26 protein-coding genes, 1 tRNA gene and 1 pseudogene are annotated in these 23,463 nt (G+C 61.3%); 10 read left to right on the top strand and 18 right to left on the bottom strand.

All coding sequences use genetic code 11. From position 1 onward, the window contains the following. Positions 1-210 precede the first annotated feature (210 nt). Complete coding sequence (locus DBV08_RS10525) at positions 211-702, top strand: FBP domain-containing protein (RefSeq protein WP_124567394.1); 492 nt, start codon at positions 211-213, stop codon at positions 700-702. A gap of 150 nt (positions 703-852) precedes the next feature. On the opposite strand, the gene DBV08_RS10520 is transcribed toward DBV08_RS10525, so the two are convergent. The 4 genes from DBV08_RS10520 to DBV08_RS10505 form a co-directional block, all read right to left on the bottom strand. Beyond that, a complete protein-coding gene (locus DBV08_RS10520) occupies positions 853-1,593 on the bottom strand; it encodes an ABC transporter permease (RefSeq protein ID WP_124567393.1) in 741 nt (246 codons plus the stop codon). After that, positions 1,590-2,525 carry an ABC transporter ATP-binding protein gene (locus DBV08_RS10515; protein ID WP_124567392.1) on the bottom strand — a complete coding sequence of 312 codons (936 nt, stop codon included), beginning with the start codon at positions 2,523-2,525 and terminating at the stop codon, positions 1,590-1,592. The genes DBV08_RS10520 and DBV08_RS10515 overlap by 4 nt, the downstream gene beginning before the upstream one ends. Next, entirely contained in the window at positions 2,522-2,884 is a 363-nt protein-coding gene (locus tag DBV08_RS10510; RefSeq protein WP_019747490.1) for a GntR family transcriptional regulator, read from the bottom strand. The genes DBV08_RS10515 and DBV08_RS10510 overlap by 4 nt, the downstream gene beginning before the upstream one ends. A gap of 2,305 nt (positions 2,885-5,189) precedes the next feature. Continuing rightward, positions 5,190-5,263: transfer RNA gene (locus tag DBV08_RS10505), tRNA-Gly, on the bottom strand. 306 nt (positions 5,264-5,569) lie between these two features. On the opposite strand from DBV08_RS10505, the gene dcd reads away from it, so the two are divergent. The 3 genes from dcd (at position 5,570) to DBV08_RS10490 (ending at position 6,748) form a co-directional block, all read left to right on the top strand. Further along, on the top strand, positions 5,570-6,139 hold the full coding sequence (gene dcd, locus DBV08_RS10500; protein WP_019747488.1) for a dCTP deaminase: 570 nt from the start codon (positions 5,570-5,572) through the stop codon (positions 6,137-6,139). A gap of 26 nt (positions 6,140-6,165) precedes the next feature. Beyond that, on the top strand, positions 6,166-6,450 hold the full coding sequence (locus tag DBV08_RS10495; protein WP_019747487.1) for a hypothetical protein: 285 nt from the start codon (positions 6,166-6,168) through the stop codon (positions 6,448-6,450). Between the two features lie 91 nt (positions 6,451-6,541). After that, complete coding sequence (locus DBV08_RS10490) at positions 6,542-6,748, top strand: hypothetical protein (RefSeq protein WP_019747486.1); 207 nt, start codon at positions 6,542-6,544, stop codon at positions 6,746-6,748. 201 nt (positions 6,749-6,949) lie between these two features. Here the strand turns inward: DBV08_RS10490 and DBV08_RS33250 are convergent. The 3 genes and pseudogenes from DBV08_RS33250 to DBV08_RS10475 all read right to left on the bottom strand — a co-directional run. Continuing rightward, positions 6,950-7,654 (bottom strand): annotated as a pseudogene (locus tag DBV08_RS33250) (hypothetical protein); the annotation flags it as partial. 647 nt (positions 7,655-8,301) lie between these two features. After that, positions 8,302-9,054, bottom strand: a complete 753-nt coding sequence (locus DBV08_RS10480) for an IclR family transcriptional regulator (RefSeq protein WP_095971888.1) — start codon at positions 9,052-9,054, stop codon at positions 8,302-8,304. Continuing rightward, complete coding sequence (locus DBV08_RS10475) at positions 9,054-10,565, bottom strand: APC family permease (protein WP_124567391.1); 1,512 nt, start codon at positions 10,563-10,565, stop codon at positions 9,054-9,056. The genes DBV08_RS10480 and DBV08_RS10475 overlap by 1 nt, the downstream gene beginning before the upstream one ends. 238 nt (positions 10,566-10,803) lie before the next feature. Here DBV08_RS10475 and DBV08_RS10470 point away from each other — a divergent pair, with 238 nt between their 5' ends. From DBV08_RS10470 to tatA, 3 genes are read left to right on the top strand one after another with little or no spacing between them, the layout of a single operon-like run. Continuing rightward, a complete protein-coding gene (locus DBV08_RS10470; protein WP_041814722.1) occupies positions 10,804-12,384 on the top strand; it encodes an FAD-dependent oxidoreductase in 1,581 nt (526 codons plus the stop codon). A gap of 38 nt (positions 12,385-12,422) precedes the next feature. After that, positions 12,423-13,094: a Rid family hydrolase gene (locus DBV08_RS10465; protein WP_124567390.1), complete on the top strand. Its 672-nt coding sequence runs from the start codon at positions 12,423-12,425 to the stop codon at positions 13,092-13,094. Further along, positions 13,094-13,270, top strand: a complete 177-nt coding sequence (tatA, locus tag DBV08_RS10460) for a Sec-independent protein translocase subunit TatA (protein ID WP_050655684.1) — start codon at positions 13,094-13,096, stop codon at positions 13,268-13,270. Before DBV08_RS10465 ends, tatA begins: the two co-directional genes overlap by 1 nt. A 51-nt stretch (positions 13,271-13,321) precedes the next feature. Here tatA and DBV08_RS10455 read toward each other — a convergent pair whose 3' ends face one another. From DBV08_RS10455 to DBV08_RS10435, 5 genes are all read right to left on the bottom strand, one after another. After that, complete coding sequence (locus DBV08_RS10455; protein WP_124567389.1) at positions 13,322-13,936, bottom strand: class I SAM-dependent methyltransferase; 615 nt, start codon at positions 13,934-13,936, stop codon at positions 13,322-13,324. Next, the gene (locus DBV08_RS10450; RefSeq protein WP_124567388.1) at positions 13,933-14,691 is read right to left on the bottom strand and encodes a PIG-L deacetylase family protein; all 759 of its coding nucleotides are present in this window, start codon (positions 14,689-14,691) and stop codon (positions 13,933-13,935) included. Before DBV08_RS10450 ends, DBV08_RS10455 begins: the two co-directional genes overlap by 4 nt. Then, complete coding sequence (locus DBV08_RS10445; protein ID WP_124567387.1) at positions 14,685-15,623, bottom strand: acyl-CoA dehydrogenase; 939 nt, start codon at positions 15,621-15,623, stop codon at positions 14,685-14,687. Before DBV08_RS10445 ends, DBV08_RS10450 begins: the two co-directional genes overlap by 7 nt. After that, a complete protein-coding gene (locus DBV08_RS10440; RefSeq protein WP_124567386.1) occupies positions 15,620-16,324 on the bottom strand; it encodes a glycosyltransferase family 2 protein in 705 nt (234 codons plus the stop codon). The genes DBV08_RS10445 and DBV08_RS10440 overlap by 4 nt, the downstream gene beginning before the upstream one ends. A 201-nt stretch (positions 16,325-16,525) precedes the next feature. Next, on the bottom strand, positions 16,526-17,293 hold the full coding sequence (locus DBV08_RS10435) for a GAF and ANTAR domain-containing protein (RefSeq protein WP_124567385.1): 768 nt from the start codon (positions 17,291-17,293) through the stop codon (positions 16,526-16,528). Between the two features lie 109 nt (positions 17,294-17,402). Between DBV08_RS10435 and DBV08_RS10430 the strand changes: the two genes are divergently transcribed. Continuing rightward, on the top strand, positions 17,403-18,101 hold the full coding sequence (locus DBV08_RS10430) for a HemK2/MTQ2 family protein methyltransferase (RefSeq protein WP_172436642.1): 699 nt from the start codon (positions 17,403-17,405) through the stop codon (positions 18,099-18,101). On the opposite strand, the gene DBV08_RS10425 is transcribed toward DBV08_RS10430, so the two are convergent. Continuing rightward, positions 18,058-19,107 (bottom strand): iron-containing redox enzyme family protein, encoded by a 1,050-nt coding sequence (locus DBV08_RS10425; protein ID WP_124567384.1) that lies wholly within the window; start codon positions 19,105-19,107, stop codon positions 18,058-18,060. The genes DBV08_RS10430 and DBV08_RS10425 overlap by 44 nt on opposite strands. Between DBV08_RS10425 and DBV08_RS10420 the strand changes: the two genes are divergently transcribed. Then, positions 19,108-19,347 carry a CDGSH iron-sulfur domain-containing protein gene (locus DBV08_RS10420; RefSeq protein WP_095971897.1) on the top strand — a complete coding sequence of 80 codons (240 nt, stop codon included), beginning with the start codon at positions 19,108-19,110 and terminating at the stop codon, positions 19,345-19,347. 136 nt (positions 19,348-19,483) lie between these two features. On the opposite strand, the gene DBV08_RS10415 is transcribed toward DBV08_RS10420, so the two are convergent. The 3 genes from DBV08_RS10415 to DBV08_RS10405 form a co-directional block, all read right to left on the bottom strand. Beyond that, positions 19,484-19,687, bottom strand: a complete 204-nt coding sequence (locus DBV08_RS10415; RefSeq protein ID WP_003943666.1) for a cold-shock protein — start codon at positions 19,685-19,687, stop codon at positions 19,484-19,486. 316 nt (positions 19,688-20,003) lie between these two features. Continuing rightward, positions 20,004-20,981 (bottom strand): YihY/virulence factor BrkB family protein, encoded by a 978-nt coding sequence (locus DBV08_RS10410; RefSeq protein ID WP_124567383.1) that lies wholly within the window; start codon positions 20,979-20,981, stop codon positions 20,004-20,006. Between the two features lie 86 nt (positions 20,982-21,067). Then, positions 21,068-21,505, bottom strand: coding sequence for an STAS domain-containing protein (locus tag DBV08_RS10405; protein WP_124567382.1), 438 nt, complete (start codon positions 21,503-21,505; stop codon positions 21,068-21,070). Positions 21,506-21,820: 315 nt separating this feature from the next. On the opposite strand from DBV08_RS10405, the gene DBV08_RS10400 reads away from it, so the two are divergent. Further along, a complete protein-coding gene (locus tag DBV08_RS10400; protein ID WP_124567381.1) occupies positions 21,821-22,069 on the top strand; it encodes a modification methylase HgiDII in 249 nt (82 codons plus the stop codon). A 16-nt stretch (positions 22,070-22,085) separates the two neighbouring features. Here DBV08_RS10400 and DBV08_RS10395 read toward each other — a convergent pair whose 3' ends face one another. Further along, positions 22,086-22,868: a SigB/SigF/SigG family RNA polymerase sigma factor gene (locus tag DBV08_RS10395; protein WP_095971901.1), complete on the bottom strand. Its 783-nt coding sequence runs from the start codon at positions 22,866-22,868 to the stop codon at positions 22,086-22,088. After that, the gene (locus DBV08_RS10390; protein ID WP_019747468.1) at positions 22,865-23,299 is read right to left on the bottom strand and encodes an anti-sigma factor; all 435 of its coding nucleotides are present in this window, start codon (positions 23,297-23,299) and stop codon (positions 22,865-22,867) included. Before DBV08_RS10390 ends, DBV08_RS10395 begins: the two co-directional genes overlap by 4 nt. Positions 23,300-23,463 lie beyond the last annotated feature (164 nt).

Raw genomic sequence — 23,463 nt, 5'->3', positions numbered from 1 at the left:
CCTTGCAGGTGTGACGCTAAATAGAGTGGCCCGTGACGCAGGCTTGTGGCTACCATCGCGGTGTGGACACGGTGAAGCCCTATGGGTGTGAGGGGGTTGTCGGCGTCGCTTACGCCGACAGCAGATAGCGCATTCGGACCCGACAGCACTTGGTGCTGATCGGGCCATGAGCTGTACCCACCTTCACCGAGCCACGATTGGTAAACACCCATGATCATTTTGACCGATACATCTATCCGTTCCAGCTTGGTCAACGCGAGCCGCAAGGAGAAGTCCGATCTCACCCTGCCGGACGGCTTCGACGCCATCGACTTCGACGTTCTCGACTATTTGGGCTGGCGAGATCCCAAAATGGGCCGACGCGCCTACGCGATTGTCCCGACACTCGACGGGGAGACCATCGGAGTTTTGCTCGTTCAAGCGGAGGCCACTCCGCGGTCGCGCGCCCAGTGCTCCTGGTGCCGTGACACGCGACTTCCCAACGAGGTCGTCTTCTACGGCGCCAAGTTGGCCGGGCCCGCTGGTCGCCGCGGCAGCACAGTCGGAACACTGATCTGCCGAGACTTCCAATGCTCAGCCAATGTTCGTAACGACCCCCCGCTCCCGTATGCCGGATACGATGCCGCCGCTGCGCGCCAGGACCGGAAAGATGAACTGGTGCTGCGTGCTTCGAGTTTTGTCGAGCGAGTGGCTCGGCAGTAGCGAGGGCCATCCAATCGGGAGCGAGTCGCGTACTGTTGCGAAGTTCGACCCCCTTCCTGCCATAGGGAGGGGGTCGAACTGCCTGGACGGTGTCGATCCGAGGGGCACTCGGAGACCGTGCGACATCTGGCGTCGCACATGATTACTCGGTCAGGGCGTTGCTCGACGTAACGTGACCCAGGCTCCGGCTATGCAGGCGATGGCCAGGGCCAATGGAAGTAGTGCCATCGGCACCACTCGGGAAGCATCGGCAAACCACGAACCGATCGCCGGCCACCAGCTGGCCCAGGTGATTACGATCGCTGACAGGCCGAGCACACCGAAGAGGCCGGTGAGGGAGGCGAGCAAACCGGTGGTCCTCCACCGCTGGTAGATCGCACCTGTCAGCATTGCGATCGAACTGGTCAGCAGCAGTGTCGCGAACAGCGCGAGCAACTGCACGGCTGCGCTGTCGGTGAAATAGCGTGCGATGCCGAACATGCGCATGTGCACACCCCAGCCGTTGGTGGCGGACTCCACCACTGACAGCAGTTGTAGCGCGATTGCGAAGATTGCGGACTGTGCCAGCGCCATTACCGTGGTGGCCGTGAAGAACTCGCGGCGAGTCACGCTGAGTCCGAGCGCGAACGGGAACGTCTGGGTCATCGACTGGAGGTAGAACGCCAGCACGAAACCGTAAACGGAGAACACACTGCCGGTGAATCCCTCACCCTCATCGTTCCGGACGATCGCGTAGATGGTGAAGCTGATGAGGAAAGAGATCAACAGGATGCCCACCGGCCAGGCGATCAGCAACGGCCACGCGACCGTGTGCAGTTGGAGGACGGAACCGATCCTGGACCGGGTGGGCGCCTTCGGGACCGTCCGTGGCGCTGTCGTTGCGATGCTCATGCGGTGATCTCCTTGCGCTGCGTCGAAGTCGCGATGACAAGTTCCTGCAAAGATGCCGGTTCTACTTGGACTCCGGCCTCCCGCAGTCGGATTCGCTCGGTCTCGGTCACATCGGCCTGCAACATGATTCGGCTGTGGGCGCCTAGTGTCTCCCGGCGCAGGACCCTGCCGGAGGTGGCAACGGCATCCACCGCATCAATGGGGCCGGATACCACTACGGCGCGACCTCGCAGTGCATCTGCGTCCTCGTCGACGACAATCCGGCCGCTGTCTACGACGATCACGTGCTCGAGCAGATTGGCTACCTCGTCGATAAGGTGAGTCGAAAGCACCACAGTGCGAGGATGTTCGGCGTAATCCGCAAGCAGACGATCGTAGAAGAGTTGGCGCGCAACGGCATCGAGTCCGAGGTACGGTTCGTCGAACAGCGTCAGCGGCGCGCGAGAGGCAAGTCCGATGATTACCCCCAACGCTGACCTCATGCCGCGCGAAAGCTTCTTCACCTTGCGGCACAGGGGAAGTTGGAAATCGTCGAGCAATGCTTCGGCGAACGCGTGGTCCCAATGCGGGAGAAGATGGCCGGCGGCGACGAGTACATGCTTGACCTTGAGGTCTTCGGGGTACGTCTGGCTTTCCTTGACGAAGCACACGTTCGCCAGGACGTCGGCATTTTCGAAAGGGGCAGCGCCGAATACCTCGACGTCGCCGCTGGTGTGCAGGTCCTGTCCGGTCAGTATCTGCATGATCGTGGTCTTGCCTGCGCCGTTACGGCCGAGCAGGCCGTAGATCTTGTTCTGGCTGATCTCGAACGAGACGTCCGAGAGCGCATCGACGTCCCCGTAGCTTCTGTTCACTGCTCGCATCGAGGCGACGAGTTCAGTTTCGTCGAAACGCCTGACGTGCGACTTGGTCGTTGTCGTGCTCGAGTTCATCGGTCCGCCTTCCTGTCGTCCAGCATGGATTTGAGTTCGTCGAGGGAAATCTGAAGGCGGTCGGCCTCCATGACCAGCGGCTCGATGTATTGGCGCGCGAACGCTTCTCGTCGTCTGAACCTGAGTGCATCGCGGGCGCCGACGGTGACGAACATTCCGATTCCCCGTTTCTTGTAGAGGAGCCCCTCGCCTACGAGTTGATTGAGGCCCTTGGCTGCCGTCGCCGGATTGATTCGGTGGAACGCCGCCAGTTCGTTGGTCGAGGGCACCTGTCCGTCTTCCGGCAGTGAGCCGTCGATGATCGAGCCTTCGATCTGCTCGGCGATCTGCTGGAACAGTGGTCGTCCGTCGTCGATCACGATGATCGATGCCCGGTGTTCACTGGTTCATTACTCATGTAATGAACCATAGAACGTCGTGGGGCATGTTGGCAATGAGATCGCGGAATCTGGCACCGATGACTTGGGTCTCCGAGCGCTACCCATCGGGAAATTCATCGCAGAGGCTGATGGAACAGCTTGGATGCAGACCAGCTACGACTTCCAGATCCCCGGGGCGCTGCGCACAGGCATTGAGCTTCTGCGGAACCGTGGAACCGCCGTTCTAGGTGGTCGACCACGGGACAGGGTTGACCGAAACACCCGTCAGCATCGGCAATTCGCCACCCAACGTGAACAGACGAAACCCGCGGCCTCGGCTTCGGGGCGTAACCCGCAGTCGTAGAACAGAAGCCGGACCGCACGCCGCGGTCGGGCTGTTTTTCGTCAACCCAAAGACGGAATCGCATCCACCGCAAGTAGGGACTTAGCGCCTCGTTTTGGTGTTTCTGTACTGATTCGCGATCCCGATACGTACGCTTCCGGCCAGGGAATCGGACACTCGACCAACAGGGGTATCAATGCCGAATGTGACAGTGAAGTTCGGGGGTTCAGACCCGGAAACAGCAGACCTCGCACGCCGGGCACTGCAACCAGTACTCGACAGCATCTACCGCACATACCGCAGGAAACCGCTCCCATTCGTCGAAGCCGCACTGAAACGCGCAGGCCGAGGGAGCTTCTCACAAGCAGGAATTGAGCGATTCGCCAATTACATTTCAAGAGGCGACCGACCGATTCTCACCAAATAGTGCGGCCGCCCGTGATCAGGCCGAAGACCGAAGCGCTTCCACCGGCTACCTGGTCGACGACTTGAAGTGGTCTGTGCCAACTAGGTTCTGTGCCAACTAGGTACAGGTCCATCGTGGTCAACCTCGGAGACAGCTCCCGCTCGCGTCCGAGATCGGTAGCTGCCTCACCGTGGCATGGGACCTGTCAAACACAATCTCCCCTTCCTGGACAGGTAGGGGAGATTGTGTTTGTGACCACCGCACGATCCACGCATCTGCTGATATGCAGGTTTCAGGCAGAGCTGAAACTGTCATTCACATGCGGTCGGCCGATCTTCCTACAAGTCGGGGGCGGTTAGTGGCCCTGCGCCTTCTAATGAGAAGGGGATCGTGGAACCGTTCGCCATCGCCACGATCACATTTACGATAGCAAAGAGAACGCTATTCATTTCAAATTCACCTCCTCTCTCCGTCGAGAGCCCGGCAGCATTCGCTACTGCATACAGGGCAGAGGCCCTGCTATCGAAATTGGGACCTGCAATGTAAGCGGGCGAGCCTGGACCGAATGAGGTGACGTCCTGATATCCGAGGCCATTCGAGGAGTTTTAGTCCACCAACCAAGGTCCACCAAAATTGCCTCCGCCTAAGTTGCCCGGTTTGGGAGTTGTGTGAGAAGCCGTAGCTCCGAACGTCATAACCAGGGAAGACGCTGCAATGCTTGCGAGTAATAAGGTTTCGACTCTGGACACCTACGGCCTTCTATCGAATTGGGGCCAACCTGCCGGTTTTTTAAGATCTTCGGGAAGGTAGCGCGACGCTAATGTGACAGTCCTCCAAACTGGGGTATTTCTTCGAGATTTATCCGGCTCTTCCGGATCCGGAGTGTATGAGTCGATCCACGGATGATCCGAGCAGGCACAAGATGTAGGTTGGTGAGGGTTTTTAATGTGCAGACCGATGGTCGTGCATTGGGACTTACGGTTAGGGCTGTCCGGTACTGAGGAAGAATACGTACTTGATGCTTTTCGAAGGTGATTTTTGACGGACTTGGGTATTTTCACAGTTGTGATTGTGAGAAGACCTGCATTCTTGCGTGAGTTGTGGTCCCCGGTGTCCGGGTGCGCTACGGCAGATCGGTTTTAAAAACTGATAAGCGCGCGGTGCCCGAGCAGAAACAGTTTCCAACCCCATCGGTTGGTAGTCGCGCTCGAATCACTGATGGACGGCAAACGAACCGAGGTACCGGCGACCATCGGCTTCGAGGTCGACAGCACTCTCCTGACAGTGCGCGCAATGGACACCGATTGAGGCCGGGGCACGACCAGTCGGACGGCATCGATGAACTGCAGAATTCCGAGATCCGGTCCTCTAGCGCTTGGTGGCTCGTACCCGTTGAGTAGGGACGACGCTGTGGACGCGCTCGCGACTGTGGAACGCACAGTGATTGCAATCAACGCTTGCGTCTGAAGCCCGCCGCGCGGCGTATTCGCGGCGTCAGCGTGAAAGCAAGAGGGCGTTTCCGTGAACGGAAACGCCCTCCACCTGCGTTGAATCTGTGGAGCCGATGACGGGAATCGAACCCGCGTATTCAGCTTGGGAAGCTGATGTTCTACCATTGAACTACATCGGCGTCGCAGCCGACCGGACGTGTTTTCACCGCCGACCAACATGCTTTCCGAACATTATCAGACGAGCTTTCAAGCAGCCGTGTCCCCGGGCGCCATTGATCAACACAGGCGTGTCCAGGTCGGCGCCATTGGTAAATGATTTGCCCACAAGTTCTGCGCGGGAAAGCCTTTCGGTATGGATGGCTCGAGGTATGTGGGGCAGGGGCACGGCGGGGGAGTCCCGAACTCACCCATCGCGCTTCGTCACCGCAATGTGATCGCCCCCGGCGATGGGTCGGCACTGCTCGCAGAACCGGTAACCTCTACCTGTGCTGCTCTCCGATCGTGACATCCGTGCCGAAATCTCCGTTGGACGTCTGGGTATCGACCCTTTCGACGATTCCATGGTGCAACCGTCGAGCGTCGACGTGCGCCTGGACGGTCTTTTTCGGGTTTTCAACAACACGCGGTACACGCACATCGACCCGGCACTGCGCCAGGACGAGCTGACCAGCCTGGTCGAACCGGCAGAGGGCGAGCCGTTTGTACTGCATCCCGGCGAGTTCGTTCTCGGTTCGACTCTCGAAGTGTGCTCACTGCCGAACGACCTGGCCGGGCGCCTCGAAGGTAAGTCGAGCCTCGGGCGCCTGGGCCTTTTGACGCACTCCACCGCCGGCTTCATCGACCCGGGTTTCAGCGGCCACATCACACTGGAGCTGTCCAACGTCGCAAACCTGCCGATCACGCTGTGGCCGGGAATGAAGATCGGGCAGCTCTGCCTGCTCAAGCTCTCGAGCGCTGCAGAGTTCCCCTACGGAAGCTCCGAGGCAGGATCCAAGTACCAGGGTCAGCGCGGCCCGACTCCGTCGAAGGCGTACCTGAACTTCAACCGCAGCTGAACGAACCAACTTCGGGGGGGAGTCGCATGATCGGAATTTTCTACGGTCTGGTTTTCATGAACTTGTTGTTCGTGACCAGCACCGTGTGCTTGATGAAGCCGTCGAAGGCCAGTGTTGTTGCGACCGTCTGCGCAGGAGTGGCGTGGCTCTTCTTCAACGGCCCGCTGGAAGGTCAGGTCTTGTGGTCGTTGAATCGAGAACACGGTCTGACGGTCTCGGATCTGATGTCGCTTGTTGCCTTCGGCATCGCCGCTCGTGGTTGGAATCAGGTCCGTAAGGTCCGCGAAACTGTCGACGCCGATCGCTACTGACCTGCGAGCTCACCTCAATTGAACGCCACGATTCGGACAGAAGTTTCGACCTGGAGCACAACGGTCGGCGAATCGGGCACAATTACTGAGTATGTGGTGGATTGTCGGAGGCGTACTACTCGTATGGGTCGTGTGTTCCATTCCGATTGCCATCCTGGTCGGACGCGGTATCGCGCGCCGGGACCGCGCAGAATTCGACGGCCGAAATCAACAGTGGGCCGACGAGGTTGTCAGGTCGATCGAGAAGCAATCGGATCAGGACAATGCCGATCGGCGTAAGCCACCACTGATCAGCTGACCAGCTGGACTTTTCCGGAGGTGAGTGGGCGTGGAACTTCCATCCGATACTCCCGACGACGTCGTGGCCGCGGCAGCCGGAGGGCCCAGGGTTCCGCAGTTCGATCCCACCCTGGGTATTCCGGTTATTCCGCCTGGGGGCGATGCTCCCCACAGGTTGGTGGTCATCGGCGATTCGCTGTCGCAGGGATTTCAGAGCGGGGCGGTCTTCAATACCGAGCTGTCGTATCCGTCGATCATTGCTCACCAGTTGGGCTGGCTCGATCAGTTCCGCTTTCCCCGATACGGCGGCCCGGGCGGGCTCCCACTCAACATCGAACTGCTGCTCCGCACCCTCGAAGAGCGCTTCGGCCCACGGCTCGACCTCTGGGAGGTTCCGCTCGCACTCTTTGCTGCACGCGGGTTCATGGACCAGGTGGAGGACTACTGGGAACGCGGACCGGGCAGCGAAGCGCCGACGTTCTCGGCGATCAACCACAACCTTTCGGTCTACGGGTGGGACCTTCGTGATGCTCTGACCAAGACCGCGCAGGGGTGTGAAGCGGCCCTTCACCAACCACACGACGACCTGATCAGCCAGATCGTCGAGAACAACGGCGAGCGTGCCGCACTGAGAGTTCTGCCGCGAGGCTCCGAGGCAGAGAAGCGCATGACGGCGTTCGACGCAGCAGCGGAGCTGGGCAAGGAAGGCATCGAAACTCTGATCGTCTTCCTCGGTGCCAACAATGCGCTCCGCACCGTCACCGAACTTCGGGTCGAGTGGAGTGGCAACAACTTCCGCGACCCGGATGGTAAGCGCGATTACACGGTGTGGCAGCCGGAGCACTTCGCGTCGGAGTACGCCGAGGTGCTGGCTGCGATCCGCAAGATCAACGCCCAGCACGTCATTCTTTGCACGGTCCCGCATGTGACCATCGCGCCGATCGCCCACGGGCTCGGCGGCAAGATCGAAATCGGATCACGATATTTCCCGTATTACGCGCGACCATGGGTGCGCGACACCGACTTCGACCCTCAGCGCGATCAACACATCACCGGCGCGCAGGCGTGGGCCGTCGATACCGCAATCGACATGTACAACGACGGAATCGAGCAAGCCGTGGCGAATGCCCGTCGGGTGGGGAAGGACTGGTACCTCTGCGATATTGCCGGGTTGCTCGAGCGCGTGGCCTCACGGCGCTACGTCACCGATGTCAATGCGCGGCCGTCATGGTGGACGCCGTACCCCCTCCCCAAGGCACTGACCGACTTGCAACCCGTGCCGGACTCGCTGTTCCTCTCCGCCGGTCGCGGCGGCCGCGCTTCGGGCGGCCTCTTCTCGCTCGACGGCGTTCATCCCACAACAGTCGCGTACGGGGTGATGGCGCAAGAGTTGGCGAACATCATGGTCACAGCCGGGGTCCAGTTCGACCGAGCGCAGGTCGATTTCGACCGACTCGTCCGACGCGACACCTTGGTACGCACGCCGCCGCAGAATCTCGACTCCACTCTGGGCGTCATCGGCTGGGCCGACGAGCATCTCGGCTTTGCCAAACGCGTTTTCGGTCTGTGATTTCAGCTTGCTTTCGACATCGTCGGAGCAACGATGCGCTCCGCGTACTCCCGCAAGAGCGCCACCAGGTCTGCGTCGTTCACGGAAAGTCTGCCGGTCGGACCTATCGCAGCCAAGGCTCCGACTACACACCTTTCGACGTTGTGGATCGGGACGGCGACGGCAGAGCGTCCGACACGAATCTCGTCGACCTCACGGGCGGGCTCACCGCGCCGGATCCGCGAGAGTTCGAGTTCCAACGCGTCGCCGTCGGTGATGGTGTGTGCGGTGACCTTTCGCAATGGGGTCTCGGCCAATTCGGGTCGGCTGGCGAGGAGCAGCTTCCCGATAGCTGATGCGTGAACGGCTGTGACCAGTGTTCGTTCACCGCTGAGCTCGTGGTCGGGATCGCGATCCACAAGTCGAATTCTGTTCTCTGCAAACGACGCGAGATAGACGCCGAACCTCAGCTGTTCGCGGAGTTCTTCGAGGAGCACCGAGTTGTCGACGGGTGTGGGTTCGGCGGCAGCCCCGGCCAATTCGCGGGTGCGTCGGCCCAGCGCGAAGCCGGAGAGGTCGGCGATCCGAACCAGGTAGCCGTCGGCGACAAGGATGTTGAGCAACCGATACGCGGTGGCAGGTGGGATGTCGGCCAGGGCTGCAATGTCTTTGGCGGTGGCTCCCGATCCGAGCCTGGCTGCCGACTCGAGCAGGGCAAGGGCGCGCTGAACGGCTCGGGGTTCGTGCCCACCGAGATCGCGGGGTCGGCCCACCATCAGCGGGCGCCGGCAGTCGGCTCGCCCACCAGCACGATGTTTCCGGCTGCGTCGGTGGCGAACACCCCAGCTCCGGGTAGTACGTCCTCGGTTTCGGGGCTGTCGAAAGCTCCGACGTGCAGCAGACTTTTGGGGCTTCGGCGTCGCAGGTAGAACTGCCAGAGTGTGCCCGAGGTCAGGATCACGAGCACAGCGATCGGTGCAACGTACGCGTGGTCGATCGTGTTGGCGTAAACCAGGTATCCGAGGACTATCGCGCCGGCGCCACTTCCACACGACGCGGCCGCGAGAACGCCGGGAGTGTGCTCACCGATCCGTGTCAGGAAGACCACGGATGCGATCGCCACCAGTGCATACGCCACGATGACGGCGCCGCGAACCGTCAGCCGGACATCGTCGAAAATCTCTCCGCGTCCGAGAACGGCAAAAGTTCCACCGCCTACCAGGACTGTGCAGACGACGGCGGTCAAGGCAAAGTACGGCGTGCGGAAGGCACGGTGAACCGAGGCGAACCGGCGGGGGAGTAGCCGCTCGACGCCGAACGAATAGACCAGGCGTGACGCAGCATTGGACGACGCCATCGACGACGCCAGCCACGAGCACCCCAGACCGACGTTGAGCGCGATCACGACGGCGGGGCTCACACCTGTCGCCGTTCCGTGAAGATAGGCGTTGACCAGAGTGTCACTGCGTCCGGACCAAGCGGCCCAGCCCGCGAAGATGAAGAGCGATCCACAGATGATCGGGGTGAGAAGAACTGTGCGGGTGACGGTTACCAGCGGACGACGAGCTTCGGGGCCGAAGAAGGCCGCGCTCTCGAATCCGGCGAGAGCGAACACGGCAGCCAGGGCGGTGAGCAGTAATCCGTGGCCGGAGCTGGGCGGAACGATCTGTGCCTGTTGGCTTCCGGAACCGCCCAGGACGATGAGCCCGACGATGAACAGCAGTGAACAGCTTTCGACGACGAGGATCGCGAGAGCGGCAAATCTGACACCCCGAACGAGGGCACCGAGAATCAGCAGGGCTATCCCCAGATAGAGCGCGATGACGTGAAAAGTCTTGTCCACGTGCACACCCGCGAAGCCGAGCAATGCGATTGCGGCCTGTCCTCCGTGGTAGAGCGTCATCACCGCGCTTCCGACGTATTTGACCAACATGGCGATGCCGGTGGTCAATGCTGCCCGGGTGCCCAGTCCACGAAAGACGAAGCTGTGCAGCCCACCTGATGCTGCCATTCGGCGCGTGAACTGTGAAACGCAGAACGCTATGAGCGTCACCAGCACGGTGGCCGCGATGATGGTGATCATCCCGCTCAACAATCGGCCGTGTGTCAGCATGGTGACGGGCAGAACGACCATCGACACCGCGGGAGCAGTGGTTGCCACCGACTGGGCCAGTACCTCGGCGCCGGAGAGTTGCCGACGGCCCAACGCGCGCAGCGGCGATCGCGCCGGGGGCTGCTTCTCGCGCGTGGTGAAGGACCGCGCGATGGCTTCGGTGAGAGCGGACATGTCGCGTCACGCTAGTCCGGTTCTGTAACGCGGATATTGCGGACATGCTTCCGCTGATCGCACTCGGGTGAGAGAGCCCGATGCGGATGCTCGCAGGTTTCTCACTCGGTCCCCACTGACTGTTTCCTGCGCGTCAAGTTCCGGACCCAACGCTCCTGAAGTCTGTGTTCAACACCAACCACCCGGGTCACCGGGAGCACACTGGGGAGCTCGAATGCCATACACACGTAGATCTTTCATGCGCAGTCTGGGAATCACCGGCGGCGCCGGCCTGGCACTCGGTGCTATGTCGTCCATCGGCCTGGCGCCGGCGGTGGCGTCGACGCCGAGGCGATTTCAGGCGCCTGCCGCGGGTGACCTGATCGGAAAGGTCAAGGGAAATCACTCCGTCGTGATCCTCGGCGGCGGACCGTCCGGTCTGTGCTCCGCCTACGAACTGCAGAAGGCCGGATACAAGGTCACTGTCCTCGAAGCGCGTAACCGGCCGGGTGGTCGGGTGTGGTCGATCCGCAACGGCACCGAAGAAACCGATCTGAACGGTGAGACACAGACCTGTACGTTCTCCGAGGGGCACTTTTACAACCTCGGTGCGACGCGTATTCCGCAAAATCACAACACCATCGACTACTGCCGCGAGCTGGGCGTCGAACTGCAGATGTTCGGGAACCAGAATGCGAACACCTTCGTCAACTACACCGGCAACAAGCCGCTCGCGAATCAGTCGATCACCTACCGAGCAGCCAAGGCCGACACCTACGGATACATGTCCGAACTGCTGCAGAAGGCTACCAATCAGGGCGCTCTCGACCAGGTCTTGAGCAAGGAAGACAAGGAAGCACTCTCGTCTTTCCTCACCGACTTCGGTGATCTCTCCAGCGACGGGCGCTACGTCGGATCCTCGCGTCGAGGGCACTCCGCGGAGCCGGGCGCCGGCCTCAACTTCGGAACCGAGATCGAACCCTTCGGGATGAGCGATGTCATCCAGGGCGGCATCGGGCGTGCGTTCTCCTTCGAGTTCGGTTACGACCAGGCCATGACGATGATGACCCCCGTCGGCGGCATGGACCGGATCTACTACAAGTTCCAGGACGCGATCGGCATGGACAACATCGAGTTCGGCGCCGAGGTCAGCGGCATGAAGAACGTGCCGGAAGGCGTCACCGTCGACTACGTCGTCGACGGCAAAACCAAGTCGATCACCGCCGACTACGCGATCTGCACGATCCCACCGCACCTGATCAAGCGGCTGAACAACAACCTGCCCTCCGACATCTTGCTCGCGTTGGATGCAGCCAAGCCGTCGTCGTCGGGCAAGCTCGGTATCGAATACTCGCGTCGGTGGTGGGAGACCGAGGACCGCATCTACGGCGGCGCGTCCAACACCGACCGCGACATCTCCCAGATCATGTTCCCCTACGACCACTACAACTCCGACCGTGGCGTCGTCGTCGCGTATTACAGCTCGGGTAAGCGTCAACAGGCTTTCGAATCGCTCACGCACCGTCAGCGCCTGGCCAAGGCCATCGCCGAAGGCGCAGAGATCCACGGCGACAAATACACTCGCGACATCTCGTCGTCCTTCTCCGGAAGCTGGCGTCGTACCAAGTATTCGGAATCCGCCTGGGCGTCGTGGGCCGGCGCGGGAGATTCCCACGGCGGCATGGCAACTCCCGAGTACACCAAGCTGCTCGAACCCGTCGACCGGATCTACTTCGCCGGCGATCACCTCTCCAATGCCATCGCCTGGCAGCACGGGGCCTTCACGTCCGCGCAGGACGTCGTCACCCATCTGCATCAGCGTGTTGCGCAAACTGCCTGACGTGCTTCATTTTCCATAACATTTCTGGAGGTCACATCATGAAATCTCGCAGCACCAAAGTTCTTGCAGCGGCATTCGCCGCCACCGCGCTACTGGGGTTCGCCACTGCCTGCTCGTCTGACGAGGCGGACGCCGAGACCACATCGAGTTCGTTCGTCTCCACATCGATTCTCGAAGCGGGGCAGGCCAACCCGATGATCGCTCAGGGCGTCGCGATTGGCGGCGACACCGCGATCTACAAGACCAGCGGCATCGGCCCGTCGGCAGGAAACAAGGCGGCGCCGGAAGGATCGCCGGAGTCGTACATCGACGGTCAGTTCTCCGGCGGTGTTCTGCCGGCCGGGGTCACCGTCACCGAGGCGCAGGGCATCAACGTACTCAAGAAGATCCGCGACAACCTCGAAGCACAGGGATTGAGTCTCGAAGACGTCGTGACGATGCGCGTTTTCCTCGACAATGCGCCGGGGTCGGACAAGGCCGACTACGCCGGATGGAATCGTGCGTACCGCCAGTTCTTCGCCAACACCAATCTCGACACCGGTGATACGGAGCTGGTTCCGATGGGCACTGCCGAGCCGATCGCTCCGATCGAGCGCAACAGCGCCCGGCCCACCCGCTTCGCGCTCGAGGTTGCCGGACTGCCGGTTGCCGGTTGGCTCGTCGAGGTAGAGGTCGATGCGGTGTACCCCGAGGGCAAGGAACCCGCCTGATGGGCGCGCTCAGCCCGACCCACTGGGCGATCGTCGCAGTAGTGCTCGTGGTGCTGTTCGGTTCGAAGAAGCTGCCCGACGCTGCCCGCGGCCTCGGCCGGTCGATGCGGATCCTGAAGTCCGAAGTCGGTGAACTGCACTCGGATACGGACCTCGCGTTGGAGAAGCGAGACTGACCCCGTGCGCGGTTGAGGAGTCCCCACACTCCTCAACCGCGCACAGGGGTTCTAGATCAAACCTTCGGAACGAGCTACCGATGGTGGTGACGGTGGACCTTTCACGAAGACATCGATCAGCACGTCCTCGTCCTGGTACGACGCGAACTGCGCCAACCCCGGCGTCTGGCGCACAGCCGAATGAACGGCGTCACCGTTTTGCGGATACTCCGGTACGACGTGACGCCAATGGGCGCACAGCAGCGTTCCGCCAGGCTCGAGGTGCTCGACGACGTGCAGCATTGCCTCGGTGAGCTTTTCGAAGGTGAGGTAGTAGCCGACCTCGCTGACGACGACGAGGTCGAAGGTCTCGTCGGGCCAGTCGTCACCCAAAGCCCAGAGACGAAATTCGGCGTCACGACCGGAAAGCCGCGCGCGAGCATTCTCCAGTGCGACGGGGACGATGTCGGTGGCGAGAACGCTGTCGCAGCGCTCGGCCAACTTCTCGGTGAGAACCCCGATCGAGCACCCAGGTTCGAACGCGCGGCGGTATCGAGGTTTCGGGAGCATGGCGACACTGAGCGCGTACTTTCGCTGCTCGTACCAGCGGGATTCGAAATCCCATGGGTCGGACTGTGCGGCATACATCTTGGCGAAGTAATCCGCGGGCAGTTCACGATCGCTCATACGAACACCGTCTCGTACGGTCGCAGTAGTCGTTCCATCGCGTGTCGGGGGAGGATGGGCGCATCCGCGGGGTGATCGGAAAGCGGGGCGATCTGTGAAGTGAACTCATTGGTGGCAGCAGATTTTGCAGCCTGCACGTCGGAGGGCAAGGTCACTCTTCTTGCTCTGTCCCACGGGACTGCCGCATGATCCGGCGCGGCCCAATGCCACGCCCAGATGGGGTACTCGATCAATCGTGCTCCAGTATCCGCGCACGCCCTTGCCGCAGCGTCACCGGTGGCTTCATGATCCGGGTGGCCGTCCCCTCGCCACGTCGAGGCGCACCAGGTATCGGCCGAGGAATCACCGAGAATCGAGCTGAGGCGGTCGGTCAACTCTCGCCGGTTCTCGCCGATCTTCCCGTCCGGGATGCTCAATCGAACCGGCGCGGGAATCCCGAGCACACGCGCCGCTCGATCCGACTCGGACCGTCGAAGTTGTTCCATCTCGGGCTGAGTCACCGTCGGTGAGTCGGGATGTGAAGCGCCGCCGTCGGTAACGGACACCACGTGGACATTGATTCCGGAAAGTGTTGCCAGGAGTGCGGTTCCACCCAGGCCGAGGATTTCGTCGTCGGGATGAGGTGCGACGACGATCAATCGCGAGCACCCGCTCAGGTCCAGTTCCGGAAACCTGCGTCCCCACTCCCGCCACGTCGATTCGGGGGTGCCGCCATCGTCGACGGGCTTCTGCGCGAACAGTTTCGAGTTCACCACGGCCGTTTCCCCTTGGCCGCAATCCGGCCCAGTTCTGCGAGATCTTTCTCGGCGTGGCTCTGCCGCAAGTAGACGGTGAGGTCGGCGACGCGGGCGGCATGCTCGGCGTCCATGCAGAGCGGTGCAGCCCCGAGAGCGCGTCCCACCCGATCCAGGGTCTCGGTGGCAGCGCGCTCGACGATTGCCCGCACACGCAGTGCCCGTTGCATGGCCTCGGCATTTTCGTCGAAAGGGTCGGCGTCGATCTCCGCCGCCGCGACTGCGAGCGCGTTGCGGGCCGCGGCCAGCGCCGCGTCGACCGCACCGAGGTGCGCGAGTACGTAGGGATCTTCGCTGCTTGCGGCCTTGTCGTACAACGGATCTGCGACGCCACAGGCGCCGCCGTACCAGCATGCGGCCACTCCTATCGCGCCGTGCCAGAACCCCGGTCGGCTCAGGTAGTCGCCTGCCGTCCCGACCGGAATTACCGGAACCATGTCGAAATCGACCGCGCTGGAGTCGCTTTCGGCCATGCCAACGGCCTTCCACGAATCGGGAACGGGATGTACCCCAGGTAGCCCGAGCTCGACCGCGAAGAGCGAGGGGACACCGTCGACCAACGCGGTGATCAGTGCATGCGTGCAGGTGTTGGCGCCCGAACACCACAACTTGCGACCGGTGAGCGTCCAGATTCCCACGTGCTCAGATGCATTCACCACTGGTTCGGGTGGCTCGGCTGCCCACACTCCCCACAGCTGACCCGGTTCGGGATCGGGTCCGTCGAGTTCGGTGAGTATCGCGACTGCATCGGTGTGGGCCTCAGCCATTCGGCCGAGGACCACGTTCTCTCGAGTGAGTTCTGCCAGGGAAGTCCATCGTGCGGCCGTCGCGCCGCCGCCGGGCAACGGCAAGTACAGTCCACCTGCGTCCAGGAGTGTGTGTAGTCGTTTCATCGTGCCAGCTCCGCTTCTTCGTTATCGGCGGTCGTACCACCCAGGTTACGGATATGTCCGGCAAAACCGCCCGGAGTTCGGCCGTCGAGACGTGCAGACGTGGTGACCGCAATGTCTTCGGCCCATGCGATACAGGCACCAGCTTCGCTCAACCGCCGGACGAGATCGACGTCCTCGTCTTCTTCGAGATCGGAGAATCCTCCGACGCTCCAGTACATGTCGGCGCGGACACCGAGGTTGGCACCGTGGACGTGACCGTGTCGACCGTACGGATGCTCGTGATACATACGTTCGTATCGTTCTCGGACTGAGTGTGGATGACCTTCCCAGTCGGCGATGCGCACGGTTCCCGCGACGACATCCGCAGTACGCGCATATTCCAATTGGCGCGCAATCCACGTGGGGCCGACCACCGAATCGGCATCGGTGGTGGTGAACCACGCTGAGGCGCCCAAATCTGAGCCGAACGCGGAGAAGCCCGTCGCTCGCGAACGTCCGACGTTCTGATGCTCGACGCGCAGTACTTCCACTCCGTCGGGGACGACCCCCGCGGTTCCGTCCGAACAGTTGTCGAGGACGGCAACCAGTCGGACGGGGACAACGCAAGCCGACGCCGCTGTTGCGAGTGCGCGAAGGCAATTGGGAAGGTCTTCGGCTTCGTTGTGGGCGGGAACTACGACAAGAACCTGGTCGATTGGCACAGTGACGATCCTTTCCTCACCCTGGTACGGTCGGGTCTTCTTTCGTCCCGGTTCTCAACAGATAACCACATTTCGGACGAGTGCCGCCGCGCGACCGCCAGCAGTTACGCAGGTCGAAAACTGTTTCGGTGAAACATCTCTGGATGCGTTTGGGAACTGCACCTTCGGGGTACAAAATGGGGTTTTGCCGCCGGCGTTCTTTCAGAACCGGCGGTGGCGCACCGAATCGACGAGCATCCGGGCAACCTCGTGCAGTTTCACGTTGGTGTGCTGCGATTGCTGCACGAGACGGCTGAATGCTTCGTCGGCGTCGATACCGTGGACGGCGATCAGGACGCCCTTGGCCTGTTCGATCTCGGCCCGAGATTCCATGGCGCAGTGCAGTTGTTCGATGTGTTCGTGCGCCTGACGCCAGCGTCGTGAATCTGCGATCGCTGCGCCCGCACCGGCGGTGAACAATTTCATCAACTCCTCGTCGAAGGGCTTGAACTCTGTCGACGCGAATCCGTAGACGTTGAAAGCGCCGAGTAGTTCGGTGCTGCCTTCTCCCATGGTGATCGGCACGGACAAGTAGGACCGGACGCCTTGTTTGCGGGCCTCGGCGGTGAATTCCGGCCATGTGTCCTCGTGATCACCCACCTTTGCCCGTACCGACGACACAGTGCGCGCGGCGTCAACGCACGGACCACGATCGGCAGAGTGCTGGGCGTCGTCTATTTCGGAAAGGTAGTCCGCGGTGGATGCGGCAGTTCGTGGGCCATCGGCGGACAGCACCGTCACGCTGACAGCATCGGCATCCGGCAGGGCTTTGACAGCAGTCTCGGCCAGACGTTGGAGCATGGAGTCGAGATGCTCGTCCGTGTTCAGAGTGGACCGGAGTCCGGCGATCGCTTCGGCGAGAGTGTCGAGCGAATCTGCTGCGGAAGCAAACGCCGCGGCTCCCTGTGGAGTGTCCGCATTGCCTGTCATGACTCAGGTCTACTCCGCAAACTGCGACGATGTAACCGTTCCAGGCGGTTGATGCTTCGATGTTGCATGAAATCCGAGGTTCCTGGGTAGCCGCACGCAGCGATGTGCGATGTCGCCTGAAAAAGAGGAGCCGATGATGATCCTGCGTCTACCTGGTGTGTATCCACCGCAACACGACACGTCGTTACTGGCGGATGCGCTGCTGTTCGAGCACCTCACTGCTCGCAGTCGGGTGCTGGATCTGTGCACGGGGACCGGCGCCCTTGCCGTCGCGGCATCCGCGGCAGGTGCAGGTCACGTCGTCGCTGTCGACATATCTCGCCGAGCGTGTGCCAACGCTCGTCTCAACGGGATCCTCAACGGAACCTTGATCGACTCCCGTCGTGGGGACCTCACCGGCGCGGTGCACGGGGAACTCTTCGATCTGGTGATCTCCAACCCGCCGTACGTCCCTGCGCTTGCAGATGATCTCCCTACCACTGGAATCGAACGGGCTTGGGACGCAGGCAAGGACGGTCGTGCCCTGATCGACAGGATCGCGGCCACGGTTCACGAAGTGCTCGTCCCCGGTGGCACCCTTCTTCTCCTGCAGTCGGTACTGTGTGGGGTCGACAAGACCGAGGCCATACTCGAGGAACACGGTATGGCCGTGGAGATTTCGGCCCGGAAGTACATTCCCTTCGGGCCCGTGATGCGCGAGCGGCGCACCATGCTCGAGGCGCGAGGGCTGATCACCACCGGTCAGGAAATCGAACAACTCGTGATCATTCGCGCAACGAAGTCTCGCCCTTCTCCCAGCTCGATGTGAGGTGATCGCCGAGAAGGTCGTCGAACGCGAGGCACGCTGCGGCGCCGAACAAGATGTCATCAGTGCGGTGCGGCTGCGAAGAAGCAAGACCGCCGGCAAGTTCGCGAACGGCGATCTGTTCGTGAACCGAATCTGCTTCTACGTGCTCGTCGTAGAACAGTGTCGCGTCCGAACCGAATCCGAGTCGGCGCAGGCCGGCACTGTAGCGCTTGCTCGGCAGCGCCGACGTGGTCTCGACGGCGCACAGGTGCCCGACCAGGGTTCCGAGATGTCGACGATGAAAACCGAAGAGCGAGAGAGCATTCAACGACGCCAAGGTGACCGCGGGAACAGCATCGATGTAATGGCCGTAGCGGTCCGAAAGACCGACAGCCCGCATGGTGTCGGCAAAAAGACGCGAATGCATACGCTCGGCGCGGCCGCCTCCGTACTCGTCGCTCTGCACTTCGACGAGTGCCGCCTTGACGGCCCCGGAGAGCCGCGAAATTCCGAGGGTGTGCACATCCGCTTCACGGAGCTGATTGAGCGAACGGTGAATCAGCACCTCCGCGAACTGATCGACCGTGGCGTCCTTCGCCATGAAGGACGCAAGACCGGGGCCGGCGTTGGGAGCGGTCATCGCCCACAGGTCGGCCACCACGTCGCCGGACGACGGAACCTCTCCCACAAGTTCCGCGATGCCGGACTCGAAGCGCGCTTCGAGCCGAGAGCGCACGGCGAGCAGATCCGGATTCCACTCCCACTCGTCCGAGACGTTCTCGATTCCCTGCAAATGAAGCTCGTAGAGGAGCGTCAGGGTCAACTGAGCGTCGTCGTCTCGAAGAATGTCGTAGGTGGGGTCGATGGACCGTGCATCCTCGTAGGCGTCGGTGGCAGCCGTAAGCTCCCTCGGATCGGCCGAGGAGCGCAGAATGGAAACAAGAGTGGCGCTCAGTGGGCCGCGCGCCTGTGGAACAGGCATGGAAGTGGGCACGCCAGTGGCCGAATCGAGAAGTGAAGAGGACATATGACCGCGTTTCCCGAATCGTCATCTGCCGAAACACCGAGTGTTCCCGGTAACAACACCACCATAACCGCCTGCTCGGACGGCCCGCTGCTGGTGCGTGGTGACTTCGAGTTGCTCCGTGACGACGGCACTCCGATCGAGAACAAGCGCTCCACGGTTGCTTTGTGTCGATGCGGACGAACCGGTATCGCGCCGTTCTGCGACAGCTCACACAAGAAGAAGCGAGCGCGAGCGACCTAGCCGAGCCGGTACCAGACTCGGAGTCCAAGAAGGCCAGGAAGACCAGGAAGACTCGGAAACCAAGAAAAGGCTGGATGCCGGCACCGTGCGGTGCAGCGTCCAGCCTTTTCAGTCTGAAGTCAGACTGGGATCGAACTCAGATGGCGCGAACGTTCTGAGCCTGGGGGCCCTTCTGGCCCTGTCCGATCTCGAACTCGACCTTCTGGCCCTCGTCGAGGGACTTGTAGCCGCTGCCCTGGATCTCCGAGTAGTGAACGAACACATCCGGTCCGCCACCTTCCTGCTCGATGAATCCGAAGCCCTTTTCACCGTTGAACCACTTGACACTGCCCTGAGCCATAACCAAATTCTCCTGGATCCATCGAGCCGAGCCCTCCCATCGAGAGTCCGGTCTCACACCTGATCCTGCCATGCTCTTCTTTTTCTGTCTCCAATTACATGCATGGCGAGTTGCAGTATTTGACGGCTTTGTCCCGTTCCGGGACCGCGTCGGAAGCAGGTGATTGTTCAACTATGCGCGTTTACCTGCTGTGATGTATTCGTCGCTTCGATGCAGCGCGAAATGACAACACTTGTGTTAAATCTGGATTCGCGGCGCAGAATGCCACCCCGATACCCAGGAGGGGACCAAATACCCAACTCGATCGGGGTCGAGATCAGTCCGAATCGTCGGGTTTGGTGCGCCCGTCGAACGTCACATGGATGTTCTCGTGAGGAACCGCGCGTTGCGCCTTTGCTTGATCGGCGAAGGTGCGCCGATCGCCTTCGATGAGCTCGGTGTTGTCGGTGAACGGAGCCAACAACGCCCGCGGATGGAGTTTGTCGACTCGCACGACGTTGATTTCCGCGCACATGACGATCGAGGCGGCGGCGAGGAACAAGAAGGCCAACAAACCCAGAACGATGGCGAAGACGCCATTGGTGGTGGAGGCGCCTCGCACCACGGATGTCACGTAAAGGGCACCGAAGGACTGAAGTGCTTGCCAGAGAACAGCAGCGGCGATCGCTCCGGGTGCCACATCGGCCACCGAGAGCGGGCGGGCGCAGGTGAGCCGGAAAGCGACGATGAAGATGCCCGCGTTCAATACGACTACCGCAAGGGTCAGCAGGAAGCTGAACGAACCGCCCAGATGAAGCGCACCGCCGATGTTGGAGACAGCGGTGGTCCCCACGATCGCGAGACCGATCGTGCCGAGGAGCAGTAACCCTTGAAGACGACCGCGGATGGGATCCGGTCGCATGTTTCGGGGCACCGACCACACCGTGTTCATTGCATTCTGGCAAGCCAGAGCGACGCCGAGGCCACCGTAGAGACCACCGACGATTCCGATCACCAGCCCTGTGACACCGCCGCCGATCTGTTGCGCATTGCCCAGGTCGTCACCGATTACCGGAAACTGATGCAGCGCGGAGTCCAAGATCTGTTGCTGAAGCACGGGGTTGCCCGAGAGCACGAAGCCGAGAATGGTCGAGAGCAACAGAAGAAGAGGAAAGAGCGAGACGAAACCGTAGTAAGCGATCAGCGCGGCGAGATAAACACCTTGATCGTCGAGGAACTTGTAGAGGACCGCTATCGGGAACCCCAGTGCCGGATGCTTCTGTTGCAAGGCATCGAGGCGCTTGGCGATTGTCATTCTCGGTCTCTCTCAGCTCGTCGGACAGCCCGACGAACCTTAGTCGCTGCGAGCGTGCGGCGCTCGACGCCGGTGCAGGCGTGGCGTCAGGAGGCTTCGAGCGACTGCTCGGCTTCGTCGAGTGCGCGCATGGCTCCCTCGACAGAGTTGGTGACCGGGAATTCCTCGTCCGCCCGCGCAGCCCGAAGCAAGCGTCGAAGCGGGTGTGACCCGATGACGGACCACTGGAAATCGTGGGCTCGCGAACGGGAGTTCAGTTCGGCGAACAGTTCGAGGCAGACCGCACCGACGAACAGTGAATTGGACAGGTCGAGAATGACGCGAGACCACTCCGCTGCGTACGAGTCGAGAAGTTCTCGTAGTTCTGGCGCGGACAGTTTGTCGAGGTCGACGTCGACCTGGATCAGGACTGTCGAGGGTGTTATCCGCCAGGCCGCGAAGCCTTGTGTGTCCACGATCGGCCCCAATTGTGTTGAGGGATCGACGAAATCGATCGGTGCATGGTCGAGATCATTCAGATTCATGGCAGATCCGGTCTGTGTGCTTTTCATCGAAAGGCTGACGACCGACCTGGCGGCACGGAAAGTGAAAGAGTCCAGGTGTGGAAAGCATTGAGCCCAATGGATGTACGCAGGAAAATGTGACCTGATCCAGAGCCTTGATGCGAACCGAGCGCCAGCGGCTTCAGCCCCGGCTGTATTCTCAACCTCGGTACCGTTCAGTGTAGCTCGAGGGCTTGGATCGGTCCAGGCTTGTAGTCGAACATTAAGCGGTGCAATGTTTTTGGACAGGCACTTCGGTATGGTGGGGGATCAGCGTCACCTGACGAAGGGATTCAGATGAACGACCGCGATGCACTCACGGCCATCTCGACCAAGCTGGACACATTGATCGGCGCGCAGACCAACGGACTGAGGGACGAGGTTCCGCCCGGTTCCAGTGTTCAGCGCGCCGAGCAGGACGGCGAGCACGGTCGTTGGGGGCACGATTATCGCCTCGCCAACAAATATCTCGAGGCTCTCGACATCGGCCAGCCCGGCCTCATCGATCGAGACGAATTGGAACGTCTTGCACAGGAATACATTTGATCCGCGAGACGTACCTTCAGAAGATTTCACCCATCTCGGTCCGTAGCTGCTTCAGAGTCTGAGTGAGAATTCTCGATACATGCATCTGAGAGATGCCGACCTTGTCGGCGATCTGGGATTGGGTGAGATGACCGAAGAATCTGAGAACGACGATCGTGCGCTCGCGCTCCGGTAGTGCCAGGAGCGCGGGCCGCAGGGTTTCGTGATTGTCGATCCGACTGATCGCTTCGTCGTACTGTCCCAAAGTATCGATCAGGGTCAGTCCGCTCCCGTCGCCGGCGGACGCCGTGTCGAGCGGGGTCGTTCGATACGAATTTCCGGCGGTCAAACCCTGCTCGACCTCGTCCGGCTCTATGTCGAGCTCCTTGGCGAGTTCCGCGACTGTCGGTGCACGGCCGAGCGTCTGCGACAACGACGTGAGCGCCCGGTTGAGGGCAAGGTGTCGTTCCTGAAGGCTGCGAGGCACGCGCACGGACCAGCCGTGATCGCGAAAGTGCTTGCGTACCTCACCCATTACGGTGGGGACTGCGAACGACAGGAAATCTGACCCTTTGTCTACGTCGAATCGCTGCACAGCCTGTACCAAACCCACGCGCGCAACTTGTTCCAAGTCCTCGAATGGCTGGCCGCGTCCCTGGTAGCGGCGAGCGACGTGGGTGGCCAGTGGTAGGCACAGTTCGATGATCGAGTTGGTGATCTTTTCTCGGGTCGGATCGTCAGGCGGAAGCGAAGCCATCGAGACGAACAGTTCGACAGCTAGTTCGTACTGGTCCTTCTTGTCCGGTGGGACAGCGGTCACGCACGCTCCTGGAGCAAGCCCTTTTCAAGCGTCATCGTCAGGGTGATGTGACCGTCCGCGTCGATTTCCGATTGTTCCAAACGGACCGAGTCGACCAGTGCTTCGAGAACGAACCATCCGAAGCTGTGGGACTTGTCGGGTATTTCGGAGTGCGCAATCACCGATACGACGATCCGCAGTGTGCGACCGTAGGTCTCGAATCGGCAGGTCAAGTCGCTGGACGGTATCGCATGGCCGATGAGGATGCTCGCGACTTCGTCCATCGCCAGAGCAAGATCGGCTGTTCCGTCGACATCCAACCCGGTGTTGTTGGCAACAGTGCGAGTGATCCCACGCAGAGTCGGCAGTTGGGAGTAGGACGCTCGGACGCGGAGCGAGGCGATGGAGTCGTGAGTAAGTTCGGCTTCGGTCGGACTCGACAGAGGGATCAAGGGGCTTCCTGTAGGTAGATGTGGCGTAATTCCGGCGGACCGAGGCAAGGAACGGTACCGGCCATGCGTGCCAGCCATCTCTACCCCGGAAGTATTCATGGCCTTCGATTACCCTTCGCGCGGCGAAGTAATCCTCTTTACTCGAACTAGAGGATGAATTGTGA

The sequence above is a fragment of the Rhodococcus sp. KBW08 genome (assembly GCF_003852455.1).
Lineage (GTDB): Bacteria > Actinomycetota > Actinomycetes > Mycobacteriales > Mycobacteriaceae > Rhodococcus_F > Rhodococcus_F baikonurensis.
Note: the sequence above shows the minus strand (reverse complement) of the source record. Positions and strands in the feature narration are given on the sequence as shown.